Origin of the sequence: Micromonospora sp. LOL_013 (genome assembly GCF_048060315.1) — a bacterium.
Classification (GTDB): Bacteria; Actinomycetota; Actinomycetes; order Mycobacteriales; family Micromonosporaceae; genus Micromonospora_E.
The window spans coordinates 1-3,855 of the sequence record NZ_JBHMIQ010000079.1 but is presented as its reverse complement, the minus strand read 5'-3'; the positions used below and the strand labels follow the sequence as shown (position 1 = coordinate 3,855).

Sequence of the window (3,855 nt, the reverse complement as noted above, 5' to 3'; positions counted from 1 at the left end):
CCCAATACCGAAACTACTCAACCGAGCTCAAGACGAACCGCGTCGGTGGATCGAGGCTGAGAGACGAGATCGCCGAGGTGCTGACCGGGGTGGGGTTACGCCTGTCACCGGAGAAAACCTTGATCACCCATATCGATAAGGGCCTCGACTTTCTCGGCTGGCGCATCCAGCGTCACCGCAAGCGAGGAACCGGCAAGCAGTACGTCTACGTCTATCCGGCCAAGAAGACCCTCGTGGCGATCATGGCGAAGGTGAAGACGATCTGCCGGAGGAACACGAACCAGCCGCTCGGGCTCCTGCTCATCCAGCTCAACCGGATGCTGCGGGGATGGACCAGTCACTTTAAATATGGATGCTCGAACGCGACGTTCAGCTACCTGCGCTCCTACCTCTGGGCGGAGATCGTCAGGTGGCAGAACCGCAAGCATCGGCGCACCCCCTGGAGGCAACTGCGCCGACGCTACGGCATCTGGCCCACCGACGGTGACGTGATGCTGTTCGACCCCGCGAGAGTGAGCGCACGCCGCTACTACTACCGGGGCACCCGCATCCCGACACCATGGCCGAGCAGCGCGTAAGGAACACCCACCAACCCACGGGGCTTGTGGAGAGCCCGGTGCGCTTAGCGGCGCACGCCGGGTTCGGGAGGCGGACCGGGGAAACCCACCGGCGGCAACGTCGGCAGGGCGCCCCGGTCCGACCTCACAGGTTCGAGTGGAGGTGAGAAACCTTCACCGCTGGCCCTGTCGCAGCAGGGCAGCGGAGCTGAGGGCAGCCTGATCCGGGTGACGCCGGGGAGGGTGGGAGCAGCCCCGACAAAGCCGGGACGGGTCAGTACTGCCAGATGGTGCGGGCTCGGTGAGCGTGGTGGAGAGGAGTACGTGTCAACGACATTTGAAATTTGACCCTCTGGCGGCGGTCGAAGTTTGACCCCCTGGTGGTTCATCGGTCGTCGTTGGTGGCTGCGGGGACGCGGCCGAGGTCGCGGTCTTTGAGGCGGTAGCTGTCTCCTTTCAGGCTGATGACTTCGGCGTGGTGGACGAGGCGGTCGATCATGGCGGCGGCGACGGTGTCGTCGCCGAAGACCTCGCCCCAGCGTCCGAAGGGCTTGTTCGAGGTGACGATGAGGCTGGCGCGTTCGTAGCGGGCTGAGACGAGTTGGAAGAACAGGTTCGCCGCTTCGGGTTCGAACGGGATGTAGCCGACCTCGTCGATGATGATCAGTGGGACGCGGCCGAGTTTGGTGATCTCGTGCTGTAGCCGGCCGGCGTTGTGTGCGGTGGCGAGTCGGGCGACCCATTCGGCGGCGGTGGCGAACGCGACGCGGTGGCCGGCCTGGCAGGCCCGGATACCCAGGCCGGTGGCGAGGTGGGTCTTGCCGGTGCCGGGCGGGCCGAGGAACACGACGTTGTCCCGGGCCGCGACGAAGTCGAGGGTGCCCAGGTGGGCGAGGAGATCGCGTTTCAGCGAGCGTTGGTGGTCGAAGTCGAACTCTTCCAGTGCCTTGCGGGCGGGGAAGCGGGCGGCGCGGATGCGGCCCTCACCGCCGTGGGACTCTCGGGCGGCGACCTCCCGTTGGAGGCAGGCGGCCAGGAACTCCTCGTGGGTCCAGTTCTCGGTGCGGGCGCGTTCGGCCAGCCGGGTGACGGCGTCACGCAGGGTCGGTGCTTTGAGCGCGCGGGTCAGGTAGGCGATCTCGGCGGTGGTGTCCCGGCTGGTCGCCGCGCTGGTGCGGCCGGCTGGTTGGTGGCTCTTGTGGGCATCAGGCCACCGCCTGCCGTGTGGCTGGTTCGGCGTCGGCGTCGGCGACGGTCCAGACGTGGACCGGATGGCCGGCGATGGTGCCGCGCGCCTCGATCCACGTGTGCGCCCCGCCGGTGCGGCGCCGCACCGACGTCGACAACGCGTGTGCGTAGGCGGCCACGACCGCCACCCGGTCCGCTTCGCCTCCGGTGCGGTCCGGGACCTGGATGTCGATGTTGACGTCGGCCACGGTCACCGACACGCGTGTCGCGGCTGCGGCCCGCGTCAACGCGGCGGTGGTGGCCAGCAAGGACGCGGCGGCGGCCAACGCACCCACCGTCATGGTGGTCGTGGTGGTCATCAGGCCACCTCCGCCAGGTCGTCGGCGCCGGTGCCGGTGCCGGTGCCGGTGCCGAGGATCCTGTCGTAGTCGGCCAGGTCCCGACACGCCACCTGGTCCGCGACGCGGCCCCGGGGCCGGTCCTGATACGCCTGCCGCATCACCGCGGACGCCTTCGCGTGCTCCGGGTCGGTGATGGTCTGCTGCCGGGCCCAGCAGCGTTCGTGCTCGCCGACGAGAACACCGGAACGCAGAACGCGCACGGTGTGCAGATCGGCGGCGACCTCGACCCGGTGCCCCACGGCGCTCGGGTGCACCGAATAGTCGCAGCTGTCGAGCCGGACGTAGTGGTCACGTCCGAGTCGCACCGCGTGCCGCCAGCCCAGCGCGGTGACCTCGACCGGCGGCAACGCGCCCATCGCGGCCAGGTCCGCGCCGATCCGATCGGCCGGTGCCGCCGCGTCGAGTGCCCGCTTCGGCCGGGTGTTGGCCGACGCGATCCAGTCAGTCAACTGGATGTTGAAATCGGTCACGCTGGTGAACCGGCGTCCGGGCAGGAAGGACGTCTCCAGGTAGCCGTTGGCGCGCTCGACGAGGCCCTTGGACTCCGGATCCCGTGGACGCAGGATCCGTACCCTGGTGCCCGCCATCCCGCGCAGCACGCTGAACTGGGCGGTGAGTCTGGGCTGCGTGCCGCCGTAGCGGCCCACCCCGGACTCGTTGTCCCACACCAGCTCGCGCGGCACCCGCCCCAACTGCCGCAGCACCGCCCACTGCCCCAGGGCCAGATCCTGCTCGGACCGCGTCGGGATCGTCACCGCGCACAACCAGCGGGAGTAGCCCGACACCATCACCAGCACCGGCGGGGACGCCACCTGCCCGAACCCCAACGGGACCGGCACCGGCGGGAACCACAGATCACACTGCGCCCGCTCGCCCGGCCCGTAGACGGTACGCGACACCGGATCAACCGGCGCGTACACCGGCCGCAACTCACGGACCCGTTCCTTGAGCACGGTCAACGACCGTGTCCAGCCGATCCGTTCCGCGATCACCGTCGCCGGCATGTCCGGAAACTCTTTCAACAACGCCCGGATCCGCGGCTCGGCCGCGTCCACGATCGAGCCCTTCGCCGCCCGCGTGTACTTCGGCGGCTGCGCCGACCGCACCGCGCTACGGACCGTGTTACGCGACAGCCCGAGCTTGCGCGCGATCGCCTTGATCGGCATCTGTTCGGCCAGGTAGAGCCGGCGGATCTCCGCCCAATCCTCCACTTTGATCACCCTCCATGTCTTAACTCAAGATCGCTGAAGGGGGTCAGTTTTGACCCGTCGACACGGGGTCATTTTTCACGCGTCGTCGACAGTACGAGAGGAACCGGCGTCGTTACGTCCTAACTCGGTCACCGACTCGAATCTGGTGGATATGGGTCGGGTGCGGTGCGTACGGCTGCCTGTCGGGTGGCCGGAACTCCTTGGGTTTCTTATTGCTGTTGCCCGGGAGGCCACGAGGAAGTCTGCGGCGTACTCGTGGCGATGCCGCTGGGACACAGCCGGGCTCCTACTTCGCCGAGCGAATCACAGTGAACACGGGAACCGCCGTCTGCGGCTCCTGGACAGCGGGCGTCCAGCTCGCGGTCTGGGATAGGCACACCGACTGCTGAATGCGACGTGCGGGGCGGAGCCGCCGTAGTACTCCGAGCCGGGGAGAGCCCACGGCCCCGGCGTTGTTCCGGCTTGAGTCGTTCTGTCCGTGTTGAAAATCGGACATCG

General features: G+C 68.1%; 3 protein-coding genes and 1 pseudogene. 1 reads left to right on the top strand and 3 read right to left on the bottom strand.

The genetic code is table 11. From position 1 onward, the window contains the following. A partial coding sequence (locus ACFHWS_RS28310; RefSeq protein WP_416569555.1) for a group II intron maturase-specific domain-containing protein occupies positions 1-578 on the top strand: 578 nt, incomplete at its 5' end. Between the two features lie 364 nt (positions 579-942). Here the strand turns inward: ACFHWS_RS28310 and istB are convergent. From istB to istA, 3 genes and pseudogenes are all read right to left on the bottom strand, one after another. Beyond that, positions 943-1,719: pseudogene (istB, locus tag ACFHWS_RS28305) on the bottom strand (IS21-like element helper ATPase IstB); the annotation flags it as partial. A gap of 43 nt (positions 1,720-1,762) precedes the next feature. After that, positions 1,763-2,104, bottom strand: a complete 342-nt coding sequence (locus ACFHWS_RS28300) for a hypothetical protein (RefSeq protein WP_416569554.1) — start codon at positions 2,102-2,104, stop codon at positions 1,763-1,765. Next, the gene (gene istA / locus ACFHWS_RS28295; RefSeq protein WP_416569553.1) at positions 2,104-3,366 is read right to left on the bottom strand and encodes an IS21 family transposase; all 1,263 of its coding nucleotides are present in this window, start codon (positions 3,364-3,366) and stop codon (positions 2,104-2,106) included. The genes ACFHWS_RS28300 and istA overlap by 1 nt, the downstream gene beginning before the upstream one ends. Positions 3,367-3,855 lie beyond the last annotated feature (489 nt).

What these genes read in the sequence shown, in the direction of transcription:
- ACFHWS_RS28300 (WP_416569554.1), bottom strand. Translation starts at nt 2,104, where the DNA reads ATGACCACCACGACCACCATGACGGTGGGTGCGTTGGCCGCCGCCGCG.